This is a genomic window from Streptomyces sp. SirexAA-E (genome assembly GCF_000177195.2).
Classification (GTDB): domain Bacteria; phylum Actinomycetota; class Actinomycetes; order Streptomycetales; family Streptomycetaceae; genus Streptomyces; species Streptomyces flavovirens.
Map to the genome: position 1 here is coordinate 4,845,563 of NC_015953.1, position 22,070 is coordinate 4,867,632.

The 22,070-nt window shown below is 72.9% G+C and carries 22 protein-coding genes; 13 read left to right on the forward strand and 9 right to left on the reverse strand.

Features of this window, described 5'->3' with window-relative positions:
• Positions 1-13: 13 nt before the first annotated feature.
• Together SACTE_RS21795 and SACTE_RS21800 are read right to left on the reverse strand one after the other, a co-directional pair.
• Positions 14-532, reverse strand: coding sequence for a hypothetical protein (locus SACTE_RS21795; RefSeq protein ID WP_014048179.1), 519 nt, complete (start codon positions 530-532; stop codon positions 14-16).
• A gap of 12 nt (positions 533-544) precedes the next feature.
• Entirely contained in the window at positions 545-1,654 is a 1,110-nt protein-coding gene (locus tag SACTE_RS21800; RefSeq protein ID WP_014048180.1) for a magnesium and cobalt transport protein CorA, read from the reverse strand.
• 411 nt (positions 1,655-2,065) lie between these two features.
• On the opposite strand from SACTE_RS21800, the gene SACTE_RS21805 reads away from it, so the two are divergent.
• From SACTE_RS21805 to SACTE_RS21820, 4 genes are all read left to right on the forward strand, one after another.
• Positions 2,066-2,650 (forward strand): suppressor of fused domain protein, encoded by a 585-nt coding sequence (locus SACTE_RS21805; protein ID WP_014048181.1) that lies wholly within the window; start codon positions 2,066-2,068, stop codon positions 2,648-2,650.
• 76 nt (positions 2,651-2,726) lie between these two features.
• Positions 2,727-3,371 carry a DUF6758 family protein gene (locus tag SACTE_RS21810; RefSeq protein WP_014048182.1) on the forward strand — a complete coding sequence of 215 codons (645 nt, stop codon included), beginning with the start codon at positions 2,727-2,729 and terminating at the stop codon, positions 3,369-3,371.
• A 166-nt stretch (positions 3,372-3,537) separates the two neighbouring features.
• Positions 3,538-4,404, forward strand: coding sequence for a PHP domain-containing protein (locus SACTE_RS21815; protein ID WP_014048183.1), 867 nt, complete (start codon positions 3,538-3,540; stop codon positions 4,402-4,404).
• A gap of 134 nt (positions 4,405-4,538) precedes the next feature.
• On the forward strand, positions 4,539-5,144 hold the full coding sequence (locus SACTE_RS21820; RefSeq protein WP_014048184.1) for a MarC family protein: 606 nt from the start codon (positions 4,539-4,541) through the stop codon (positions 5,142-5,144).
• An 85-nt stretch (positions 5,145-5,229) separates the two neighbouring features.
• Here the strand turns inward: SACTE_RS21820 and SACTE_RS34660 are convergent, their stop codons facing one another.
• Positions 5,230-5,382 (reverse strand): hypothetical protein, encoded by a 153-nt coding sequence (locus SACTE_RS34660; RefSeq protein WP_014048185.1) that lies wholly within the window; start codon positions 5,380-5,382, stop codon positions 5,230-5,232.
• A gap of 210 nt (positions 5,383-5,592) precedes the next feature.
• On the opposite strand from SACTE_RS34660, the gene SACTE_RS21825 reads away from it, so the two are divergent.
• Entirely contained in the window at positions 5,593-6,504 is a 912-nt protein-coding gene (locus SACTE_RS21825) for an NYN domain-containing protein (RefSeq protein ID WP_014048186.1), read from the forward strand.
• Between the two features lie 31 nt (positions 6,505-6,535).
• Here the strand turns inward: SACTE_RS21825 and SACTE_RS21830 are convergent, their stop codons facing one another.
• Positions 6,536-7,381, reverse strand: coding sequence for an alpha/beta fold hydrolase (locus SACTE_RS21830; RefSeq protein ID WP_026358944.1), 846 nt, complete (start codon positions 7,379-7,381; stop codon positions 6,536-6,538).
• Between the two features lie 143 nt (positions 7,382-7,524).
• Positions 7,525-9,600 carry a DEAD/DEAH box helicase gene (locus SACTE_RS21835; protein ID WP_019992393.1) on the reverse strand — a complete coding sequence of 692 codons (2,076 nt, stop codon included), beginning with the start codon at positions 9,598-9,600 and terminating at the stop codon, positions 7,525-7,527.
• A gap of 474 nt (positions 9,601-10,074) precedes the next feature.
• Between SACTE_RS21835 and SACTE_RS21840 the strand changes: the two genes are divergently transcribed.
• Entirely contained in the window at positions 10,075-10,821 is a 747-nt protein-coding gene (locus SACTE_RS21840; RefSeq protein ID WP_019992392.1) for a ferritin-like fold-containing protein, read from the forward strand.
• Between the two features lie 19 nt (positions 10,822-10,840).
• On the opposite strand, the gene SACTE_RS21845 is transcribed toward SACTE_RS21840, so the two are convergent.
• The 4 genes from SACTE_RS21845 to SACTE_RS21860 all read right to left on the reverse strand — a co-directional run bounded on the left by SACTE_RS21845 (position 10,841) and on the right by SACTE_RS21860 (position 12,752).
• Positions 10,841-11,113, reverse strand: a complete 273-nt coding sequence (locus SACTE_RS21845) for a hypothetical protein (protein WP_014048190.1) — start codon at positions 11,111-11,113, stop codon at positions 10,841-10,843.
• 192 nt (positions 11,114-11,305) lie between these two features.
• Positions 11,306-11,533, reverse strand: coding sequence for a DUF3107 domain-containing protein (locus tag SACTE_RS21850; protein WP_014048191.1), 228 nt, complete (start codon positions 11,531-11,533; stop codon positions 11,306-11,308).
• 190 nt (positions 11,534-11,723) lie between these two features.
• On the reverse strand, positions 11,724-12,365 hold the full coding sequence (locus SACTE_RS21855) for a TetR/AcrR family transcriptional regulator (RefSeq protein ID WP_014048192.1): 642 nt from the start codon (positions 12,363-12,365) through the stop codon (positions 11,724-11,726).
• 168 nt (positions 12,366-12,533) lie between these two features.
• Positions 12,534-12,752 (reverse strand): hypothetical protein, encoded by a 219-nt coding sequence (locus SACTE_RS21860; protein WP_014048193.1) that lies wholly within the window; start codon positions 12,750-12,752, stop codon positions 12,534-12,536.
• 110 nt (positions 12,753-12,862) lie between these two features.
• Between SACTE_RS21860 and SACTE_RS21865 the strand changes: the two genes are divergently transcribed.
• The 7 genes from SACTE_RS21865 (at position 12,863) to moeZ (ending at position 22,039) form a co-directional block, all read left to right on the forward strand.
• Positions 12,863-13,831 (forward strand): alpha/beta hydrolase, encoded by a 969-nt coding sequence (locus SACTE_RS21865; protein WP_014048194.1) that lies wholly within the window; start codon positions 12,863-12,865, stop codon positions 13,829-13,831.
• An 8-nt stretch (positions 13,832-13,839) separates the two neighbouring features.
• The gene (locus tag SACTE_RS21870; protein WP_014048195.1) at positions 13,840-15,195 is read left to right on the forward strand and encodes a DUF3152 domain-containing protein; all 1,356 of its coding nucleotides are present in this window, start codon (positions 13,840-13,842) and stop codon (positions 15,193-15,195) included.
• 230 nt (positions 15,196-15,425) lie between these two features.
• Entirely contained in the window at positions 15,426-17,201 is a 1,776-nt protein-coding gene (locus SACTE_RS21875) for a DUF3492 domain-containing protein (RefSeq protein WP_014048196.1), read from the forward strand.
• A gap of 16 nt (positions 17,202-17,217) precedes the next feature.
• The gene (locus SACTE_RS21880; protein ID WP_014048197.1) at positions 17,218-18,861 is read left to right on the forward strand and encodes a hypothetical protein; all 1,644 of its coding nucleotides are present in this window, start codon (positions 17,218-17,220) and stop codon (positions 18,859-18,861) included.
• A gap of 137 nt (positions 18,862-18,998) precedes the next feature.
• Positions 18,999-19,964, forward strand: coding sequence for an NAD-dependent epimerase/dehydratase family protein (locus SACTE_RS21885; protein WP_014048198.1), 966 nt, complete (start codon positions 18,999-19,001; stop codon positions 19,962-19,964).
• Entirely contained in the window at positions 19,952-20,776 is an 825-nt protein-coding gene (locus SACTE_RS21890) for a spherulation-specific family 4 protein (RefSeq protein WP_014048199.1), read from the forward strand. Before SACTE_RS21885 ends, SACTE_RS21890 begins: the two co-directional genes overlap by 13 nt.
• An 84-nt stretch (positions 20,777-20,860) precedes the next feature.
• Positions 20,861-22,039 carry an adenylyltransferase/sulfurtransferase MoeZ gene (gene moeZ, locus SACTE_RS21895; protein WP_014048200.1) on the forward strand — a complete coding sequence of 393 codons (1,179 nt, stop codon included), beginning with the start codon at positions 20,861-20,863 and terminating at the stop codon, positions 22,037-22,039.
• The last annotated feature ends 31 nt before the right edge of the window (positions 22,040-22,070 follow it).

Sequence of the window (22,070 nt, forward strand, 5' to 3'; positions counted from 1 at the left end):
CCGGGCCCGTCCGTCAGCTCTTCCGGCGGCGCTTGAGCAGCAGCCGGGGGAGCGCGGCGGGGACGGGCCGCCGCGTGGTGGCCGTGGTGGGCAGCGGCACCGCCGCCAGCGACGTCCGCGGCAGCTCGATGTCCGCCGCGCCGGGCGTCAGCCGTACGACCCGGCACTCACGTGCCCAGCGCTCGGTCAGCCGCTCGGCGTCCGGCGCGTTCAGCCGCTTGCCCTTGAGCTCGCCCACGGCGGCCTCCCACTCCTCGGAGTGCGGCGCGAGCACGGCCACCTCGGCCGTCCAGGCCACGATCCGGCCGCCCTTGTCCTTGCTGCGCACGGTCACTTCCGCGGCGGCGCCCGCCTCCAGCCCGGCGGGCAGCGGCTGCTCCCCGGGCCCGTCCCCGACGAGCACCGCCGCGCCCTCGTGCCACACGTGCCACAGCGCCCTGGCGGGGCCGGAGCCGCGCACCCAGACGAGGCCTGACTTCTTGGTGGCCTCCTCGACGAGAGCCCGGTCCAGCAACACGTCAGCAGCAGTCATGTCCGCACTCTATTAGAGCCAGCCGTTGCGCTTGAGGATGCGGTGGATCGAGAAGCAGACGGTGACGATGAGGCCCAGCACCATCGGGTAGCCGTAGGTCCACCGGAGTTCGGGCATGTCGAAGTTCATGCCGTACACACCGCAGATCATCGTCGGCACCGCGATGATGGCGGCCCACGAGGTGATCTTGCGCATGTCCTCGTTCTGCGTGACCGTGGCCTGGGCCAGATTGGCCTGGAGGATGGAGTTCAGCAGTTCGTCGAAGCCGATGACCTCCTCGTGGACCCGGGCCAGGTGGTCGGCCACGTCACGGAAGTACTTCTGGATGTCCGGGTCGATGAGCCGCATCGGGCGCTCGCTGAGCAGCTGCATCGGCCGCAGCAGCGGCGACACCGCGCGCTTGAACTCCAGCACCTCACGCTTCAGCTGGTAGATCCGTCCCGCGTCCGATCCGCGCCGGCCGCCTTTGGCCGGGGTGGAGAACACGTCGATCTCCACCTCGTCGATGTCGTCCTGCACCGACGCGGCCACGGCGATGTAACCGTCGACGACATGGTCGGCGATGGCGTGCAGCACGGCCGACGGCCCTTTGGCGAGCAGTGCCGGGTCGTCCTGGAGACGGTGGCGCAGGGCGCGCAGCGAACCGTGGCCGCCGTGCCGGACGGTGATGACGAAGTCCGGCCCGGTGAAGCACATCACCTCACCGGTCTCCACGACCTCGCTGGTCGCGGTCAGTTCGGCGTGCTCGACGTAGTGGATGGTCTTGAAGACGGTGAAGAGGGTGTCGTCGTACCGCTCCAGCTTGGGCCGCTGGTGGGCGTGGACCGCGTCCTCCACGGCGAGCGGGTGAAGCCCGAACTCCCGTGCGATACCGGCGAATTCCTCCTCGGTCGGCTCGTGCAGGCCGATCCACGCGAAGCCGCCGTCCTCCCTGACCCGCAGCATCGCCTCGTGCGGGGTCAGGGACGGGGCCTCGGTCAGCCGGCGGCCGTCGCGGTAGACCGCGCAGTCGACCACCGCGCTGGAGGCGGACGGGTCACGGGTGGCGTCGTAGCCGTTGTGCGGGGCGGGGCTCTTACGGGACGGGCGCACGGCTGCGCGCAGGTCGCGGATCATCGACATGGCTGGCTCCTCTACACGGAGGGCCGTCGGGCGGGGGCGTGGAACTGCCCGGAATGAGGACGTGCGCTCACGTCCGCAAAGCGGGCGGCACCGCGCGCGGCGCGATGACGGCGTTCGCTACAGACAGGCAAAAACGGGGGGCTCTCCCGGGGCGCGAACTGCCGCGAGCCGGTCTGCGGAGAACGTCAGACCGAGGAAGGGAGGCGTCGTACGGGAGAGCGGTCGGTACTGCACGGTCGACTTGGATCCACCGCAGCCCCACCTCCTCCGGCCGGTCCCCCGTGGGGGATCACGTGTAGTCAGGACTGAGAGCCGCTTCTGCGTGCTGTCCCGACCGACGGCCCAGGCTATCAGCCGTCTCGGGGCCAATCTGATCCTTTGCCCGTCACCGACGCGTTCTATGCTCGCCGCATGGGAGAAATTCTTGATCTGGTCGAGGCCCGGCTCCGTACGGCTCTGGGGGAACCGGACGCACGGGCCGACGTCACGTTCATCGGCACGGACCGGATCGAGGTGCTCCGTTTCGTCGACGGCGACGTCGTGCGCTACGCGACCCTCGGCATGTCCGGGCAGCCCATGGCCGATCCCACCTCTCCCCTCGCCGACCCGGTGAAGGGCCCGCGCGCCGAACTGATCCTCTCCGTCCGGATGGGGCTCGCCGACACCGACCAGGTGCTCCGGCCGCTCGCGGTCCTGGCCGCCTCCCCGCAGGTCGAGGGGCTGATCGTGACCCCCGGGGCGTCGCTGGACCTGGGTCAGGAGCTGTGGCCCGGCGCGCCGTTCAGCTCCGTCCTGGTCGCCGAACCGGGCGGCCTCGTGGAGGACCTGGAGCTGGACGCCCCGATGGACCCGGTGCGCTTCCTGCCGCTGCTGCCGATGACGCACAACGAGGCCGCCTGGAAACGGGTCCGGGGCGGGCAGGAACTCCAGGAGCGCTGGCTCGCCCAGGGCACCGACCTGCGCGACCCGCTGCGCGCCTCCGTCCCGCTCGACTGAGCGGACACCGGTCGCCGCACTGCGGACGGGTGATCGTCCTTGACGCGGCGGCGACCGGAGAGGACCGTTGGACGGTATGAGGGGCGAACCCAGTTGTCCGAAGTGCGGAGGGCGGGTCAGGCCGCCCGGTCTCTTCGCCGACTCCTGGCAGTGTGACGCACACGGCCAGGTCCACCCGATGCAGCCGGTGATCCCGCCCAGCGTGGAATCGCTCGGCGTCGTCGTGCACCGGTCCGAGGTGCCGGTGTGGATGCCCTGGCCGCTCCCGGTGGGCTGGCTGCTCACGGGTGCCGCGTACGCGGGGGACGACCGCAGCGGGGGCCGGGCCACCGCCGTCGCCTGCACCGGGCCCGGACCGCTCGGTGGCATGGGCGAGCTGGTGCTGGTCGCGGAGGAGCTCGGAGTCGGGCTGGGCGCGCGCTACGCCGGTGTCGACGGCCCCGATCCGGGCGCGGGGCTCCGCGTCGACGGGCCCCCGGACGCCAAGGTGCTCGCAGCCGGACGGCCCACCCCGCTCTGGCACGTCAGGAACGCCCCGGCCGACCGCGCGGTCTTCGCCGGCGAGGCCTGCGGCCTCTGGCTCTGGGCGATCGTCTGGCCCGAGCAGTCCGGACTCCTGATGTACGACGAACTGGTGCTCACCGATCTGCGCGACGCGGGCGCCGAGGTGGACCTCGTGCCCTGCGGGGCGCTCACCCCCCGGCTGCTCGACCGCCCCTGACCGCGGCCGGGCCCCGGGGAACCGGACGCCGTCGGGCCGGCCCGCGGCGCCCGGGTTCCGGGCCCGGGGTGTGATGCGGAAGGCGGCCCGGAGGGCCCGGGCGGGGGCGCGCGCCGGTTATCCTTGAGCGTCCCCCTGTCCGTCCACCAGCACCGGAGTCCGCGTCGTGCGCATCGATCTGCACACCCACTCCACCGCGTCGGACGGTACGGACACCCCCGCCGAGCTGGTGGCCCGGGCCGCCGCCGCGGGCCTCGACGTCGTCGCCCTCACCGACCACGACACGGTGGGCGGTCACGCGGAGGCGGCCGCCGCCCTCCCCGAAGGGCTCACGCTCGTCCCGGGTGCCGAGCTCTCCTGCCGCGTCGACGGCGTCGGCCTGCACATGCTGGCGTACCTCTTCGACCCCGCCGAACCCGAACTGGCCCGCGAGCGCGAGCTGGTGCGGGACGACCGGGTGCCCCGGGCCAAGGCCATGGTGCGCAAGCTCCAGGAGATCGGCGTCCCGGTCACCTGGGAGCAGGTCGCGCGGATCGCGGGGGACGGTTCGGTCGGCCGCCCGCACGTCGCCAGCGCCCTCGTCGAGCTCGGCGTGGTGGACTCGGTCTCCGACGCGTTCACCCCGGCCTGGCTCGGCAACGGCGGCCGCGCCTACGCCGAGAAGCACGAGCTCGACCCCTTCGACGCGGTCCGGCTGGTCAAGGCCGCGGGCGGCGTCACCGTCTTCGCCCACCCGCTCGCCGTCAAGCGCGGCGCGGTGGTGCCCGAATCCGTGATCGCGGACCTGGCGGCCGCCGGGCTGGACGGCATCGAGGTCGACCACATGGACCACGACGCGCCCACCCGGGCCCGGCTGCGCGCCCTCGCCGCCGAGCTGGAGCTGCTGCCCACGGGGTCCAGCGACTACCACGGCACCCGCAAGACCGTCCGGATCGGCGAGTACACGACCGACCCGGAGATCTACGGGGAGATCACCCGGCGTGCCACGGGAGCCTTCCCGGTGCCGGGCGCCGGCGGAGACCGCCAGGCGTAACGCGCTCCCCGCGCACCCCGTTCCTCCGCGTCACCTCTTGCCGCACTTCTGTGCGCCCGGTCGCGTCCTGCGGCCCCGGCGTGTGCGCCTCCCGTCCCGACCCGCTCCTCCCTCCTCCTCTCGCAAGGCTCACCGTGTTCGACGTCGCTGTCTTCGGATCCCTTTTTCTCACCCTTTTTGTGATTATGGATCCGCCCGGAATCACCCCGATCTTCCTGGCCCTCACCGCTGGGCGGCCTGCCAAGGTGCAGCGCAAGATGGCCCTCCAGGCCGTCGCCGTGGCCTTCGGCGTGATCGCCGTGTTCGGCGTGCTCGGCCAGCAGATCCTCGACTACCTCCACGTCTCCGTGCCGGCGCTGATGATCGCGGGCGGACTGCTCCTGCTGCTGATCGCGCTGGACCTGCTCACCGGCAAGACGGACGAGCCGACGCAGACCAAGGACGTCAACGTGGCCCTCGTACCGCTGGGGATGCCGCTGCTCGCCGGGCCCGGCGCGATCGTCTCCGTGATCCTCGCCGTGCAGCACGCGGACGGTGTCGGCGGCCAGTTGTCCGTGTGGTCGGCGATCGTCGCCATGCACGTGGTCCTCTGGCTGGCGATGCGCTACTCGCTGCTCATCATCCGCGTGATCAAGGACGGCGGGGTCGTGCTCGTGACACGGCTGGCCGGGATGATGCTCTCCGCCATCGCCGTCCAGCAGATCATCAACGGCGTCACCCAGGTCATCCAGAACTCCTGACCCCGGACACCACTGCGCCCCCGTCCGGAATCCTTCCGGACGGGGGCGCGTCGTTCAACTCGACCGCGCGGGGCGGCGCACGGTGTTACGAAGCCGGCGTGTCGGCCGGCCGGATCAGGATGCGCTGGCCTATGGCGGCGGCCTGCTGCACGATCCGGTTGACGGAGGCGGCGTCCACGACGGTGCTGTCCACGGCGGTACCGTCGACGTCGTCGAGTCGCGTGATCTCGAAGCGCATATGGCTTCCCTTCGTCTGATCCTCCTGCTGGAGAACTGCTGTATCGGACGGGTGGGCCGTCCGCAAGGATGGGAGCACAAGCCGTCTCCGGCTCGCGCTCCACAAGGGGTACAACGGCTTGCTGACTGCAAACATTCCCTATGCTAAGGAAATTTTTTGGATGCCTAAGTACCCGTCGGTAATGAACCATGTGCAGCCGATGAGGGCCGCATGAATCCCACGGACCCGCAGCCGGACGCGGACACCGGCATCCGGGAGCGGCTGGACCGCACCAACGAACTGCTCCAGCGCGTACTCGCCGAGGTGTCCAAGACACCCTCCACCCACGCGATCTTCGTGGACGCGGGTTACGTCTACGCGGCCGCCGGACTGCTCGTCACCGGCACGGAGGACCGCCGGTCCTTCGACCTCGACGCGGAAGGGCTGATCGAGGCCTTCATCGACAAGGCCCGCACCATCTTCGCGGACAGCAGGCTGCTGCGCGTCTACTGGTACGACGGGGCCAGACGCCGGATCCACACCGTCGAGCAGCAGTCCATCGCCGAACTCCCCGACGTGAAGGTCAGACTCGGCAACCTCAACGCGAACAACCAGCAGAAGGGCGTCGACTCACTCATCCGCTCCGACCTCGAATCGCTCGCCCGGCACCGCGCGATCAGCGACGCGGCCCTGGTGGGCGGGGACGAGGACCTGGTCTCCGCGGTGGAAGCGGCGCAGGGCTACGGCGCCCGCGTCCACCTCTGGGGCATCGAGGCGGGGGAGGGGCGCAACCAGGCGGAGCCGCTGCTCTGGGAGGTCGACAGCCAGCGCACCTTCGACCTCGACTTCTGCCGCCCGTACGTCACCCGGCGCCCCGTCACGATGTACGAGGACGACAGCCCCGCCCCCGGGCGCGAGGACGTGCGCTTCGTCGGTGCGCAGATCGCCGCAGGCTGGCTCTCCGCACGCGGCAGGGAGTCCCTGGCCGATCTGCTGCCGGGCCATCCCTACCTCCCCGGGTCCGTCGACCAGGACCTGCTGGTCGAAGCCGAACGGCTGCTCCAGCACTCGCTCCGCGGCCACGCCCACCTACGGCGCGCCCTGCGCGACGGTTTCTGGCAGCACCTCCAGGCGCAGTACTGACCCGGACCCGGGGCCCCGGACCCGGGGTCGGTCAGAGGGAGTTCCAGAACGCGGCGAGCGCGGCCGCCGTCGGGCCGGGCCTGGCCGTGTTCGGGGAGTGCTCGGCACCCTCGATCACGGTGCGCCGGGCCCCCAGCCGCCGTGCCATCGCGTCCAGCGACGGCACGGGCCAGACGTCGTCGCGCTCGCCCGAGACCACGTGGACCGGGAGCCCCAGCGCGGCGAGCTCGTCCACCCGGTCGGGCTCGGCCGAGAGCTGGGCGCCGGTGGCGATCAGCTGCGCCGGATGGTGGCGCAGCCAGCGGCGGCGGAGGTCCTCGCCGCCTCCCGTGTCGGCGTCCTCGGGCGGGTCCAGGGCGCGCATCGCCGTCCAGACCTCGTCCATGGTCAGCCCCGCCAGCGCGTCGCTCAGCATCCGCGCCTTCTTCTGCTGGGCCGGGACGATCTCGGCGGGCCCGGACGACATCAGGGTCAGCGAGCGGAACGGCGCGGCGTCGAGCAGTACCGCGGCACGGGCGATCTGCCCGCCGAGGGAGTGCCCCAGCAGATGGACGCCGCCGGCCTCGCCGAGGGCCTCGGCCTGCGCCAGCACGTCACGGGCCAACTCCGCCTGCGCGTAGGCCTCCTGGCGGTCCGGACCGGCGGTCTCGTACTGCCCGCGGCCGTCCACCGAGACCACCCGGAACCCGGCGTCCGCCAGGGGTTCGAGCAATGCGATGAAGTCCTCCTTGCTGCCGGTGTACCCCGGCAGCAGGAGGGCGGTGGCGTGAGCCGGGGAGCGCGGCGCCGAGTCCAGCACGGCGAAATCGCCGCGCGAGGTGCGCAGCACGCGGGCTCGGGCGCAGGGGGGCGGGGTGAAGGTGGGCGGCCGACTCATGGACCGAGGCTATCGCCGGGCCCAGCGCGCCGCCGACGGACGGGGGCAGAGGCCGCTCGAAACCGGCGGGGTGCGCGGCGGCACGCACAGGGCCCCGGACCCGCGATGTGCGGGGCCGGGGCCCTGGAGGGGATGCGGTGGGATCAGCTCTCGGCCGAGTCGGCGGACGCCGTCGCGCGGGCACGGCGGCGGCGCGGCTTCGCGGGCGCCGCGTCCTCGCCGACGACCGCCTCGGACACCGGCGCGCTCTCGGCCTTCGCCGCGGTGGTCGCCCGGCGGCGCCGCGGCTTCGCCGGGGCCGCCGCGTCCTCGGCCACGGCGGAGACCGAAGCCACCGCCTCGGTCTTCGGCTTGGCCGCCGCGCGGCTGCGGCGGCGCGGACGGGTCTCGGTCACCGGCTCGGAGACCGGGGCGATCTGGAAGTCGACCTCGTCGACAACGGGCTTGACGACGCGCGGGCGGCGACGCGGCCGGGTGGCCACGGGCTCCGCCACGGCCGCGGCGACGGCCACGGTCTGGAAGTCGACAACCGCCTCGGCGGCGGGCTGCGCCGCCGCACGGGTACGACGACGCGGCTTCGCCTCGGCCACCGGCGCCTCCTCGACGACCTCGGGGGCGGCGGCGCGGGTACGGCGGCGACGCGGCGCGGGCTCGGCCGCGACCGGTGCCTCGGCCACCGCCTCGGGGGCGGCGGCGCGGGTACGGCGGCGACGCGGCTTGGCCTCGGCCTGCTCGTCCTCCACCGCGGGTGCGGCAGGGGCCTCCGCCTCGGCCGGAGCCTCCGCCACCGCCACGCCCGCCTCGGCCACACCCTCGGCCAGGGAGACGCGGGTACGGCGGCGGCGACGCGGGGTGCGCGGCTGCGCCGTGTCGTCGCCGTCCGCCTCGACGGAAGGCGCCGGTACGGACGCGGCGTCCTCGGCCACGGTGGAGCCGCCCCGCGTACGACGACGCTGGCGCGGCGTGCGCGGAGCCCGCTCCTCGCGGGGGGCGGGGGCCGTCGCGGCGGACTTGCGGCCGCGGCCACCGGTCTCGCCGAGGTCCTCGATCTCCTCCGCGCCCAGACCCGCCCGGGTCCGCTCGGCACGCGGCAGCACACCCTTGGTGCCCGCCGGGATGCCGAGGTCCTCGTACAGGTGCGGGGACGTGGAGTACGTCTCGACCGGGTCCGGGAAGTTCAGGCCCAGCGCCTTGTTGATCAGCTGCCAGCGCGGGATGTCGTCCCAGTCGACCAGCGTGATCGCGGTGCCCTTGGCGCCCGCGCGGCCGGTGCGGCCGATGCGGTGGAGGTAGGTCTTCTCCTCCTCGGGCGACTGGTAGTTGATGACATGCGTCACACCCTCGACGTCGATGCCGCGAGCGGCGACGTCGGTGCAGACGAGGACGTCCACCTTGCCGTTGCGGAAGGCGCGCAGCGCCTGCTCACGGGCGCCCTGGCCGAGGTCGCCGTGGACCGCGCCGGAGGCGAAGCCGCGCCGCTCCAGCTGCTCGGCGATGTCGGCGGCCGTCCGCTTGGTCCGGCAGAAGATCATCGCGAGCCCGCGGCTCTCGGCCTGGAGGATGCGGGAGACCATCTCGGGCTTGTCCATCGAGTGGGCCCGGTACACGAACTGCGTCGTGTTCTTGACGGTCGTGCCCTCGTCGTCGGGCGACGTGGCGTTGATGTGTGTCGGCTGGGACATGTAGCGGCGCGCGAGCGAGATCACCGCGCCCGGCATGGTCGCCGAGAACAGCATGGTCTGGCGCTTCGCCGGAAGCATGGTGATGATGCGCTCGACGTCGGGCAGGAAGCCCAGGTCCAGCATCTCGTCGGCCTCGTCGAGGACCAGGACGCGGATGTGCGAGAGGTCGAGCTTGCGCTGGCCCGCCAGGTCGAGCAGTCGGCCCGGCGTGCCGACGACCACGTCGACGCCCTTCTTGAGGGCCTCGACCTGCGGCTCGTAGGCCCGGCCGCCGTAGATCGCGAGGACGCGGACGTTACGGACCTTGCCGGCGGTGAGCAGGTCGTTGGTGACCTGCTGGCACAGCTCGCGGGTGGGGACGACGATCAGCGCCTGCGGCGCGTCCGTCAGCCGGTCGGGCGTGGCCCGGCCCGCCTCGACGTCGGCGGGGACGGTCACCCGCTCCAGGAGCGGGAGGCCGAAGCCGAGCGTCTTGCCGGTGCCGGTCTTGGCCTGGCCGATGACGTCGGAGCCGGAGAGCGCTACGGGGAGCGTCATCTCCTGGATGGGGAAGGGGGACGTGATGCCGACCGCCTCGAGGGCTTCGGCCGTCTCGGTAAGGATTCCGAGGTCGCGGAACGTAGTCAGGGTGCTGCCTCTTCTGTGAGACGCGGCCCGAGGCGAACGCTGGGGGTCCAACCGTGCCTGGGTTGGTCATCCGGCCGTGGATGGGCCGGGTGGCGCGGGACCACTGCCGTCGCTCGAGCGCTCGTGCCGCTGAGGGGGCCCCTCATCTGCGGTCGTACGTGTCGTACGCCCCGCGTGGAGGGCTGTCGGGTCGGAGCCGATCGGGCCACCGACCGGGCATCCTCATTCAAGGTCGCGCTCCGGGCACAGGAAAATGCTCAGTAAGCGCAATACCACTGTACCCCGGATTCGCGCATGTGTGTTGGGCGAATTCATGGGAACGGTGTGATGTATCCGGCTGACCGCGGCCTTCCGCCCCCGCACGAGCGGGCTATTCTGCGCTCCATGGAGACGCCAGACAACGCCACGGAAGCAATCGACGGAGCCCCCTCACCCACCGGGATCGCCGCCCAGGACTGGGCAACCGCCTCCGCCGACCCCCAGTACCGCGCCGCGGTGGTGGACCTGCTCGGCGCGCTCGCCTACGGGGAGCTGGCGGCCTTCGAGCGGCTCGCCGAGGACGCGAAACTCGCCCCGAGCCTCGGTGACAAGGCGGCGCTGGCGCGGATGGCGTCCGCCGAGTTCCACCACTTCGAGCAGCTGACCGACCGGCTCACCGCGATCGACGAGGTCCCGGCCGCCGCCATGGAGCCGTTCGGCAAGGCGCTGGACGAGTTCCACCGCCAGACAGCGCCCTCGGACTGGCTGGAAGGCCTGGTCAAGGCGTACGTCGGGGACTCCATCGCGAGTGACTTCTACCGTGAGATCGCGGCCCGCCTCGACACGGACACCCGCTCCCTCGTCCTCGCGGTGCTCGACGACACCGGCCACGGGAACTTCGCCGTCGAGAAGGTCCGCGGTGCCATCGAGGCGGAGCCCCGGGTGGGCGGCAGGCTCGCCCTGTGGGCGCGGAGGCTGATGGGGGAGGCGCTCTCGCAGGCCCAGCGGGTCGTCGCCGACCGCGACGCGCTGTCGACGATGCTGGTGGGCGGTGTGGCGGACGGCTTCGACCTCGCCGAGGTCGGACGGATGTTCTCCCGGATCACCGAGGCGCACACCAAGCGGATGGCCGCGCTCGGACTCGCGGCCTGACCTGCCGCCCGCCCGCCGGCTACTGCGCCGTCACCGACCGCACCGGCCGGCGGCCGCGCGGGCGGATCAGCAGGGACACGGTCACCGCCCCGACGAGCACGGCGCCGACCGGGATCGCCAGGACGTGGCCCGGCCCCACCGTGGAGTGCGTGAGGTAGGCGCCGAAGAGGGAGCCCAGCGCACCGGTGACGAACACCGCCCTGGCGGACGGAAGCCGGCCGGGCAGCGAGCGCAGCGCGACCCAGGACAGGACGAGGCCGAGCACGACGGAGCTGATGGGTTCCCAGAGCACTGAGGTCACCTCGCTTGATGGCGTGACGGGCATGTCGGTCGTAGGCCGTCCTACCCCTGGCCTGCGGAACACAACCCTCCACGGAGCCATCCGAACCCCACCGAGCGACGGCCGGGACGAAACCGGGAAGAGGCCTGGCGGACAGCCGCCAGGCCTCTTCCTCTTCTGCCGCTGTCCGCTCGGGCGCGCGGTCTACAGCGCGCCGAACCCCACCCGCCGGGTGGCGGGCTCGCCGATCTCCACGTACGCGATCCGGTCGGCCGGCACCAGGACCTTGCGGCCCTTCTCGTCCGTGAGGCTGAGCAGCCGCGCCTTGCCGCTGAGCGCTTCGCCGACCGCACTCTCGACCTCTTCGGCGGAAAGTCCGCTCTCCAGAACGATCTCCCGGGGCGTGTGCTGGACCCCGATCTTGACCTCCACGGCTATGTCCCTCCGACGGTCCGTCTCTGCGCGGTGAACCGCGCCGTACGCAGCACACATTAGCCCGGTCAAGGGACGGACCACGGGTCGACCGGCAACGCCGGGAGCGAACACCGGCACCCGTCGACGACGCGGTGAGTGCCGGGGCGAGGACGGCGCGTGCGAATCCTCGCCCTGCCGGGAGTCCGGATCAGCTCTGGTCGGTGCCGTGCAGGGGGAACCCCGCGATACCGCGCCAGGCCAGCGAGGTCAGCAGCTGCACCGCGGTGTCCCGGGGGATGCCCGACCGGCTGGACAGCCAGTAGCGCGCCACCACCTGGGAGACACCGCCGAGACCGACCGCGAGGAGCATGGACTCCTCCTTGGACAGCCCGGTGTCGCCCGCGATGACGTCGGAGATGGCCTCCGCGCACTGGAGCGAGACCCGGTCGACCCGCTCGCGCACGGCGGGCTCGTTGGTCAGGTCCGACTCGAAGACCAGGCGGAAGGCCCCTCCCTCGTCCTCGACGTACGCGAAATAGGCGTCCATCGTCGCCTCGACGCGCAGCTTGTTGTCGGTCGTCGAGGCCAGGGCGGTACGGACCGCCTGCAGCAGCGACTCGCAGTGCTGGTCGAGCAGGGCGAGATAGAGCTCCAGTTTGCCGGGGAAGTGCTGGTAGAGCACCGGCTTGCTCACCCCGGCCCGCTCCGCGATGTCGTCCATCGCCGCCGAGTGGTAACCCTGCGCGACGAAGACCTCCTGCGCGGCGCCCAGCAGCTGATTGCGTCGGGCGCGGCGGGGCAGCCGGGTGCCCCGCGGGCGCGCCGCCTCGGTCTGCTCGATGGCTGTCACGCCGCCTCCCAAATTCGTGGTCCGACACAGCCGTTCCGTGCACGCCGCGCCATGGGGACATCGTACTTTTGAGTAACCCGGGTGCGCGCGGCGCGGACGCAGAATTTCACGGACCGGACGGCTGCGACAGCCGTGTATCCGTCGGATGATGCGACAAAGCGGAACGTACTACCGGTAATCGTCCTCATCCTGTGGGACGACGCGAGCCTGTTCCGCCGCATCCGCCTCGTCGGCGGCGTTCGGGTCGATGTCCGTGAGCGGTTCGTCGCGCTCGGGGCGGACGTCGGTGCGCTGCTCCGCGGTGTCGGCCTCGGGGGCCTCCTGGTCCGGCTCGTCCTCGGACGGGGTGTCCTCGAAGGTCTCCGGATCGGTGGGGTCGACCGTCATATGTGCTCCCTTCCTTCTCTTGCAGCCTAGGAGCAACACCGGGGAGATGCTATGCGGCCTGTGACCGCGAACACATGAATCGGCACGTGATCGTCTCGTAACATTGCCGCATGTCTTCGACCGAGCTGTCCGGGGCCCGTGCCGCCGCCGCTGCCGCCGTGGCCCCCACGGTCAGCGCCGTCAGGGTCGCGGAGGGGGAGGAACTGGGCAACGTGGAACTGCCCGGCCTCACCCTGGCCGTCCGTTCCCGCCCCGGCGCGGAGGAAGGGCTCGCCCCGGCGCTCTACGTGCACGGGCTCGGCGGTTCCTCGCAGAACTGGTCCGCGCTCATGCCCCTGCTGGCCGACGTGGTGGACGGCGAGGCCGTCGACCTGCCCGGCTTCGGCGACTCCCCGCCGCCGGACGACGGCAACTACTCGATCGCGGGGCACGCCAGGGCCGTGATCCGGCTGCTCGACGCGGAACGGCGCGGCCCCGTCCACCTGTTCGGCAACTCCCTGGGGGGCGCCGTCGCCACCCGGGTCGCGGCCGCGCGGCCCGACCTGGTGCGCACGCTGACGCTCGTCTCCCCGGCCCTGCCGGAGATCCGGGTGCAGCGGCCCGCCGTACCCACCGGACTTCTCGCACTCCCGGGCGTCGCTTCCCTGTTCGCCCGGCTCACCCGTGAGTGGACGGCGGAGCAGCGCACCCGTGGTGTCATGGCACTCTGTTACGGCGATCCGGCACGTGTCTCCGAGGAAGCCTTCCGTCATGCGGTGGCAGAGATGGAGCGGCGACTGGAACTGCCGTACTTCTGGGACGCCATGACGCGCTCGGCCCGGGGCATCGTCGATGCCTACACCCTGGGCGGACAGCACGGACTGTGGCGCCAGGCGGAGCGGGTGCTGGCACCGACCCTGCTCGTGTACGGCGGTAGGGACCAGCTCGTCTCGTACCGGATGGCGCGCAGGGCGTCCGCGGCCTTTCGGGACTCGCGGTTGCTGACACTGCCCGACGCGGGGCACGTGGCGATGATGGAGTACCCGGAGGCGATCGCCCAGGCGTTCCGGGAACTGCTCGACGAACGCGGCGGGAGCTGATCCGGGGCGTGGGACGACACAGCCGTAAGGGCCTTGAGGCCACGGGGCGCGAGGCCGCAGCAGGCGGCGAGGGGGGTGCGGACGGCGTCGGGCCGGGCCGTGGCAGGCGCAGGCGGGACACCGCCACCCCGCCCGCGGGGGACGGCCACACCCCGTTCCACGACGCACCGCCCGTGCGCGGCGGGCACCCCGAACAGCGTGAGCCGGGCGGCGGCTGGGGGACCGGCCCGCAGCCCCGGCACGACGGGACGCAGGGGCGGGCCGGACGGAGCCAGGACGCCTACGCCCGGCAGGCGGTGGCCCGTCAGCTGACCGCCCAGCAGGCCGCGCAGCGCGCCGCCACCCGGCGCACCGCGGCGTCCGATCCCGCGGCCGGTGCCCCGCTCATACCGGGCCCGCGCAGGGAGTTCGTCGAGGCGTTCGACACCGGCCCGTCCCCCTCCGGGCAGGCCCCCCGTCGCGAAGACGCGTCCGAGGCGTCCGAGGAGGCCCCCGGGGCCGCCACCGAGCCGGACGGTGCCGAGGACGGCAGTGGCACCCCCCGGGACTCCAAGGGCGGCAAGGGGCGCGCCTTCACGGGTATCGCGGCCGCGGCCGTCACCACGGTGCTCGCGGTCGTGGTGGCCGGGCAGGTGGCGCAGGACTCCGGGAGCGCCTCCGGCGGCCCCGGTGCCTCGGAGGTCGACCGGGACGCGTCCCAGGACGTCTCCCGCCACGACGAACGGCCGGCCCCGCAGGCGCAGCGGGCGGGGGTCAAGCCCCTCTCGTACGCCCAGAAGATGGCCGAGCCCTACCCGCTCGCCCCGGACCTGACGGCCTCCGGGGCGTTCGAAGCGGTCCCGGGGCTCGCGAAGGCGCCCGGCAAGGGGCACAAACACCGGTACCGCATCGATGTCGAGAAGGGTCTCGGTCTCGACGCCGGGCTCTTCGCCGAGGCCGTGCAGCAGACGCTCAACGACGACCGGAGCTGGGCGCACAACGGTGCCATGACCTTCGAGCGCATCTCCTCGGGGGAGCCGGACTTCGTCATCACCCTCGCCAGTCCGGGCACCACCGCCCTCTGGTGCGAGAAGTCCGGTCTGGACACCACCGAGGACAACGTCTCCTGCGACTCCGCCGCCACCGACCGCGTGATGATCAACGCGTACCGCTGGGCGCAGGGCGCCTCGACGTTCGGTCCGGACAAGCTCCTGACGTACCGACAGATGCTGATCAACCACGAGGTCGGCCACCGGCTCGGACACAACCACGAGAGCTGTCGGACCCCGGGTGCCCTCGCCCCCGTGATGCAGCAGCAGACCAAGACGCTGGACCTCGAAGGCATCAAGTGCCTGCCCAACCCCTGGGTGTACCCCGGGAAATGACTCCCGGTGCCGCGGCCCGCGAAGAGTTGGCCGCTGCCTGACTCCGTGTGACCAAGGCACCTCCTCTCGCGACTGAACGCGACGAGGGCGGGAAAGTTACGCCGGTTCACCCCTTTCGGTGGTGCGACGGACAACCGTCCGTCGCACCACCGGCGTATCCGCTTACGGTCGTCCCGCTGCCGGCCGCCGATCAACGTCGGCCGTCCACAAGGGAGATCGGGGGTGTACTCGTGCGGATCGGACTCCTCACGGACGGTGGTTATCCGTATGCGACGGGTGAGTCCAGGCTCTGGTGCGACCGTCTCGTACGCGGCCTGCCCCAGCACGAGTTCGACCTCTACGCGCTCAGCCGCTCCGCCCGTCAGGAACAGCAGGGATGGGTCAGGCTTCCCGACGGGATCGGCCGCGTCCGGACGGCTCCGCTGTGGACCTCCGGCACCGGCACCCGCCGGACGGGGCCGCCGCGAGGACTGACGGGGAGGCTCGCCACCGGCCTGGGGCGCGCGTACGGCCGCCGTGACCGACGGCGCTTCACGGCGCACGTGACGGCGCTCGTCGGTTCGCTCCGCGCCGGGGCGGAGACGGGGGAGCCGGGTGGCCCGGCGGCGGACGCCTTCACCGAAGGCCTCTACGGCCTCGCCGAACTGGCCAGGGAGCGTGGCGGACTGTCCACGGCCCTGCGCTCCGAGGCGACCGTACGCATCGTCGAGTCGGCCTGCCGGGCCCCTGGAGCCGGGCGGACGGTCCAGGGCGCCACCGTCCCCGACTACCTCGCCTTCGCGGTGGAGCTGGAACGCGCCCTCCGCCCCCTCTCCCTCGACTGGTACGGCGAGGAGAGCCTCGGTGCGGTCGACCTGTGCCACGCGGCCTCCGGCGGTGCCGCATCCCTTCCCGGGCTGCTGGCCAAACGCTTCTTCGGGGTGCCGCTGCTCGTGACGGAGCACCAGGTGCCGCTGCGGGCCCACTACCTGGCGGCGCCCGATGCCCCGTTCCGTGCTCCGGTGCGCGCCCTGCTGGCCGCCTTCCACGGCCGGCTGGCCTGCGAGGTGTACCGGCAGGCCTCCGTCATCACGCCCGGCAACACCCACGTCCGCCGCTGGCAGGAGCGCTGCGGGGCCGACCGCGCCGCTCTGCGCACGGTCTACCCGGGGATGGAGGCGGAGCGGTTCCGAGGCGTGGGGGAGGCCGACGACCACGGCGGCCCGCGCACGCTGGTGTGGATCGGACGGATGGAGCCGGCCAAGGACCTGATCGGCCTGCTGCACGCCTTCGCCGAGGTGCGCCGTGCCGAGCCGGACGCCCGGCTGCGCATCTTCGGCGCCCCGGCCCCAGGGGACGAGGGCGACGCGTACCTGGCCCACTGCACGGCGCTCGCCGCCCAGCTCTTCCCGGACGAGGCCACCGACGCCCACGCCGTCGGCGACAGCCCCGTCACCTTCGAGGAGATCGGCGGACCGGAGGTGCCCGACCTCGCGGAGGCCTATGCGGCGGGCGGAGTCGTCGTCCTGTCCAGCGTGGTCGAGGGCTTCCCCGTCAGCCTGGTCGAGGCGATGTTCTGCGGACGGGCCACCGTCTCGACGGACGTCGGCGCCGTGGTGGAAGTCGTGGGCGGTACGGGGCTGGTGGTGCCCCCGCGTAACCCGAGGGCGCTCGCCGACGCCTGCATCGCGCTGCTGCGCGACCGCGAGCGCCGTGCACGTCTCGGTGCGGCGGCGCGCGCCCGGGCGCTCGAACTCTTCACCGTCGAACAGAACCTCGCCGCCTTCCGCGGCATTTACCTGGACCTGGTGGCGCACGCCCCGGCGCGTTGGGCGGCGGAGGCGGAACGGGCGCAGCTCACCGGCCCGCCACGGCCGTTCGCCACGCCCCCGGAGGCCCATGTGCTGGGGCAGTTGCCACCGGCCCCGGTGGCCCCCGGGGCTTCACGGGTGCCCAGTTGGGCCGCCGGCGCGGAGGCGGAGGGCGTGTGCGCGGGCGCACCCGGCACGGGGAACAGCCATGCATGACCACGGAGGACGTCCCATGGGCCGACCGGCCGACACCCCTGCCCCGGGACCCGCCCGGTCCGGCGAGACGGCCCCGGGGCCGCTCGCCGCACCGGCGGTCGACGCGGCCGCCGACGCGAAGGCGCCCGCCCGGACCGCCGGCACGCGGGTACCGGAATGGGCCGGGCGGGCGCCGAGAGACGGGGCGCCGTCGGCGGCCGACGGCCTGGAGGGACCTGACGTGGCCCGGGGCGGCTCCCGCCCCCGCGGCGGCCGTCCGGGGCCCGGGACCGGCCAGGAGCGCGGTGCGGTCGCCGGAACCGCCCCCGCGACGGAGGAGGAGACGGGGGCGGGCGGTGTGCCTGGCGGCCTCCCGCCCGACGGCGGCTCCACGGGCGCCGCCCAGGGAGCGCGCCCGGACAGGGCGCCCCAGGGAGCCCGCTTCGCCGGCCGGGTGCCCCGGGGCGAGCCCGGGAAAGGCGTCACCCCGGATCTGGACGGACGCGCGGGCGAGGTCGCCGCGCGCCCCTGGGGACCGGACAGCGCCGTCCCCGGGGCGGTGCGCACCGCCGTGCGGGCGCCCGAGATCGCGTACCACCCCGGCCGCAGAGCCGGTGCCAGGCGCGGTCCCGTCGACCCGGTGAAGGTGCTCATGCACCGGCACCGCGACCTGTGCGAACGGGCCGTCGACCCGCTGGAGATCGCGGCCGGCCTGGAGGCCCACGGGCTGACCGACCGTACCGCCGCCCGCTACCGGCACCGCGACGTCTTCTCGCTCGCCGAGGAGCTCTACGCCCGCGTACCCGGCGCGGCCCGGCCCGCTCCCGCGCGCCCCCCTCGCCCGGGCTCCGGCACCGAGGGGCGAGCCGGATGGACGCTGCTCGCCATGCTGCCCGGTGCCGCCTGCCTCGCCACGGCGGGTGCGCTCAGGGCCACCCAAGGGGTGCTCGGCGGTCAGGCACGGATCGCCCTCACGGTGGCCGGCGCGCTCCTCGTCCTCGTCGGGCTCCGGCTCTGCCTGCGCGGCGGCCCCCTGCGGGCACCGGACGGCGCGGGGGGTGTCACTCTGTACGTCTGCTGGCTCCTCGGCTACGCCGTGTACGGCGACGACCTGCTCGCCCAGGTCATCAGCGGAGGCCCCGACGGCGACTGGACCGCCGCACCGGCCCCGCTGCTCGGGCTGGCCCTGGCCGTACTGCCCGCCGCCTGGTGCGCGCACCTCTTCGCCGTCCGCGCCCGTCACAGGCTGGCCGGGAGCCATGCCCTGGCCGAGTTCGGCGCCGGCGTGCGCCCCCTGCTGTTCGGTGTCGTCGCGCTGCATCTGTGCGCGGTGACCGTCCTGCTCCGCCTCGCCGGCCTCGGCCACGGGGGCGGCCCCCTGACGGCCCCGGCTGCCCTCGGCGTCCTGCTCTTCCTGGCCCGGCTGCTGGCCGTCCACGGCTTCCCGGAACCCGCGGCCACCGGACTCGCCGCCGCCTGCACCGTAGAAGTGGCCGGCACCTTCCTGGTCCTGGCCGGGCGGCTGCCCGGGCTCGGCTTCCTGGCCCGGCCCGTCGACCTCCTCGTCGGCACCGTCGGCACCGCCGGAGTACCCGCCCTGGCCTGCGGCGTCGCCGCCCTCGGGCTGCTGATCCACGCCTCCGTCACCCTCACCCGGGCGTCCGCCCACGCCACCGTGTAGCCGGACCGCCCCCTCCCACGCCGCGGAGCCGACGCCGCGGACCTTCCGTATCGCACACCTTCTTCAAAGGAGACACCGGACATGACCCCCCAAACCCCAGTACCGGCAGCCCGCCGTCGGCAGCGAGGGGGCGCGTGATGAGGGTTCTGCTGCTCGGAGCCAACGGATTCCTCGGCCGCTTCGTCGCCGACCGCCTGCTCGCCGACCCCGCCGTGCACCTCACCGCGCTGGGCCGCGGCGACGACGCGGACGTGCGCTTCGACCTCGCCGGAGGCAGCCCGGGGGCGCTCACCCGCTTCCTGGACGCCGTACACCCCGGGGTCGTGGTCAACTGCGCGGGCGCCACCCGGGGCGGCGCCCGGGAACTGACCCGCCACAACACCGTCGCCGTGGCCACCGTCTGCGAGGCCATGCGCCGCAGCGGATGCAGCGCCCGCCTCGTCCAGGTCGGCTGCGCCTCCGAGTACGGGCCCTCGCAGCCCGGCTCCTCCACCGCCGAGGACGCCGTGCCCCGCCCCGGCGGCCCGTACGGCGTCAGCAAGCTCGCCGCGACCGAACTCGTCCTGGGATCCGGGCTGGACGCCGTCGTGCTCCGGGTCTTCTCGCCGGTCGGGCCGGGCACCCCGGCGGGGTCCCCGCTCGGCAGGCTCGCCGAGACGATGCGCCGCGCCATCCAGTCCGGGGATCCGGAACTGCGGCTCAGCGGCCTCGGTGTGCAGCGCGACTTCGTCGACGTACGGGACGTGGCGCGGGCCGTGCACGCCGCCTCGCTCTCCGCCGCCCAGGGCGTCGTCAACATCGGCACCGGACGCGCCGTACGCCTCCGCGACGCCGCGGCCGTCCTCGCCAGGGTCGCCGGGTACGGCGGGGCGCTCCACGAGCTGGACACGCCGCCCGGCCGGCTCCCCATCGGCGCCCCCCGCGCCTCCGCCGAATCCGTCGTCGAGCACCTCTCGGCCACCCCGTCCCCGTACCCCGACGGCTGCGGAGCCTGGCAGCAGGCGGATGTGCGGACCGCGCGCGACCGGCTCGGCTGGCGCCCGCGGATCAACCTGGAGGAGTCCCTCGCCGACATCTGGATGGAGGCGGCGTGCCGCATCTGACCAGTACCGGCACCGAGCTGCGGGCCGGCGGCGCCGAACAGGTCGGCGTCGGCGTCCCCGGCTACGCCCACCCGCTGCTCGCCCCCACCGAATGGGCCGAGCTCAACCGCCCCGGGACGCCGCTGCACTGGGCCGTGCTCAACATCGACAACGGCCCGGGTGCCCGGCCCGACCCGCACTGCCTGGAGGCCGCCGGACGCCTGCGCAACGCCCGCGAACGCGCCCTCGGCGACGAGACACCGCTCGACGCCGTCCGGGCCGCCGGGGGCAGACTGCTGGGCCACCTGGACCTGGCCTTCGGGAGCCGTCCCTTCAAGAAGCTGATCGCGGACGCCCGGTCCTATCTCGACTGGTACCAGGTCGGCGGCTTCTACCTCGACCGCTGTCCCGCCGGCCGCCCCGGCCTGCCCGCCGTCCGCCGGCTCACCAGCACGCTCGCGGCCCTCCTGGACGATCACCCGGGCCCCTCCGGCGGCGGGCGGATCGTCCTGGGCCACGGCACCCACCCCTACCCGGGATACGCCGAGGCCGCCGATCAACTGGTCACCTTCCGGGGGCGGTGGACCGACTACCGCTGGTCCCAGGTCGCCGAGTGGACCGCCGCCTACCGGCCGAGCCGCTTCGCACACTTCGTCCACGGGGTGCCCCGCACCCACCTCGAAGAGGCCATGCGCATCGCCCGCTGGCACGGCGCGGGCACGATCTTCTTCACGGACCGGCACGGCACCGAGGGGCAAACCGACCCATTCGCGGCGCTGCCCAGCTACTGGGACGAATTCGTCTCGCGGATCGGACCCGGTATCTCGGAATGAGGAGGCCCGTGGCAGTGTTGCGGGAGAACAACCGTACGTAGATGAAGTACGTAGAAACCGACCACCTGCATTGTTGAGGTTCCTGTGTCGCTGCCACCCTTGGTCGAGCCAGCTGCTGAGCTCACCGTCGACGAGGTCCGCAGGTACTCCCGCCACCTGATCATCCCGGATGTCGGGATGGACGGGCAGAAGCGGCTGAAGAACGCGAAGGTGCTCTGTGTCGGCGCCGGCGGCCTCGGCTCGCCGGCCCTGATGTACATGGCCGCGGCCGGTGTCGGCACGCTCGGTATCGTGGAGTTCGACGAGGTCGACGAGTCGAACCTGCAGCGCCAGGTCATCCACAGCCAGGCGGACATCGGCAAGTCCAAGGCCCAGTCGGCCAAGGAGACCGTGCAGGGGATCAACCCCCTGGTGAACGTGGTCCTTCACGAGGAACGGCTCGAAGCCGAGAACGTGATGGACATCTTCGCCCAGTACGACCTGATCGTGGACGGCACGGACAACTTCGCCACCCGCTATCTCGTCAACGACGCCGCGGTCCTGCTGAACAAGCCCTACGTCTGGGGCTCGATCTACCGCTTCGACGGCCAGGCGTCCGTCTTCTGGTCCGAGCACGGTCCCTGCTACCGCTGCCTCTACCCGGAGCCGCCGCCCCCCGGCATGGTCCCCTCCTGCGCCGAGGGCGGGGTCCTGGGCGTGCTCTGCGCGTCCATCGGCTCCATCCAGGTCAACGAGGCCATCAAGCTGCTCGCCGGCATCGGCGACCCGCTGGTCGGCCGTCTGATGATCTACGACGCCCTGGAGATGCAGTACCGCCAGGTGAAGGTCCGCAAGGACCCGAACTGCGCGGTCTGCGGTGAGAACCCCACCGTCACCGAGCTCATCGACTACGAGGCCTTCTGCGGCGTCGTGTCCGAGGAGGCCCAGGAGGCGGCGGCCGGTTCCACGATCACTCCCAAGCAGCTCAAGGAGTGGATCGACGAGGACCAGAAGATCGAGATCATCGACGTCCGCGAGCCGAACGAGTACGAGATCGTCTCGATCCCGGGCGCCAAGCTGATCCCGAAGGACCAGTTCCTCCTGGGCAACGCCCTGCAGGACCTCCCGCAGGACAAGCGCATCGTCCTGCACTGCAAGACCGGTGTCCGCAGCGCCGAGGTCCTCGCGGTGCTCAAGTCCGCGGGCTTCTCCGACGCCGTGCACGTCGGCGGCGGGGTCATCGGCTGGGTCAACCAGATCGAGCCCGAGAAGCCGGTCTACTAGAGGTACCGGGTCGTACGCGAGGGGGCCGGCT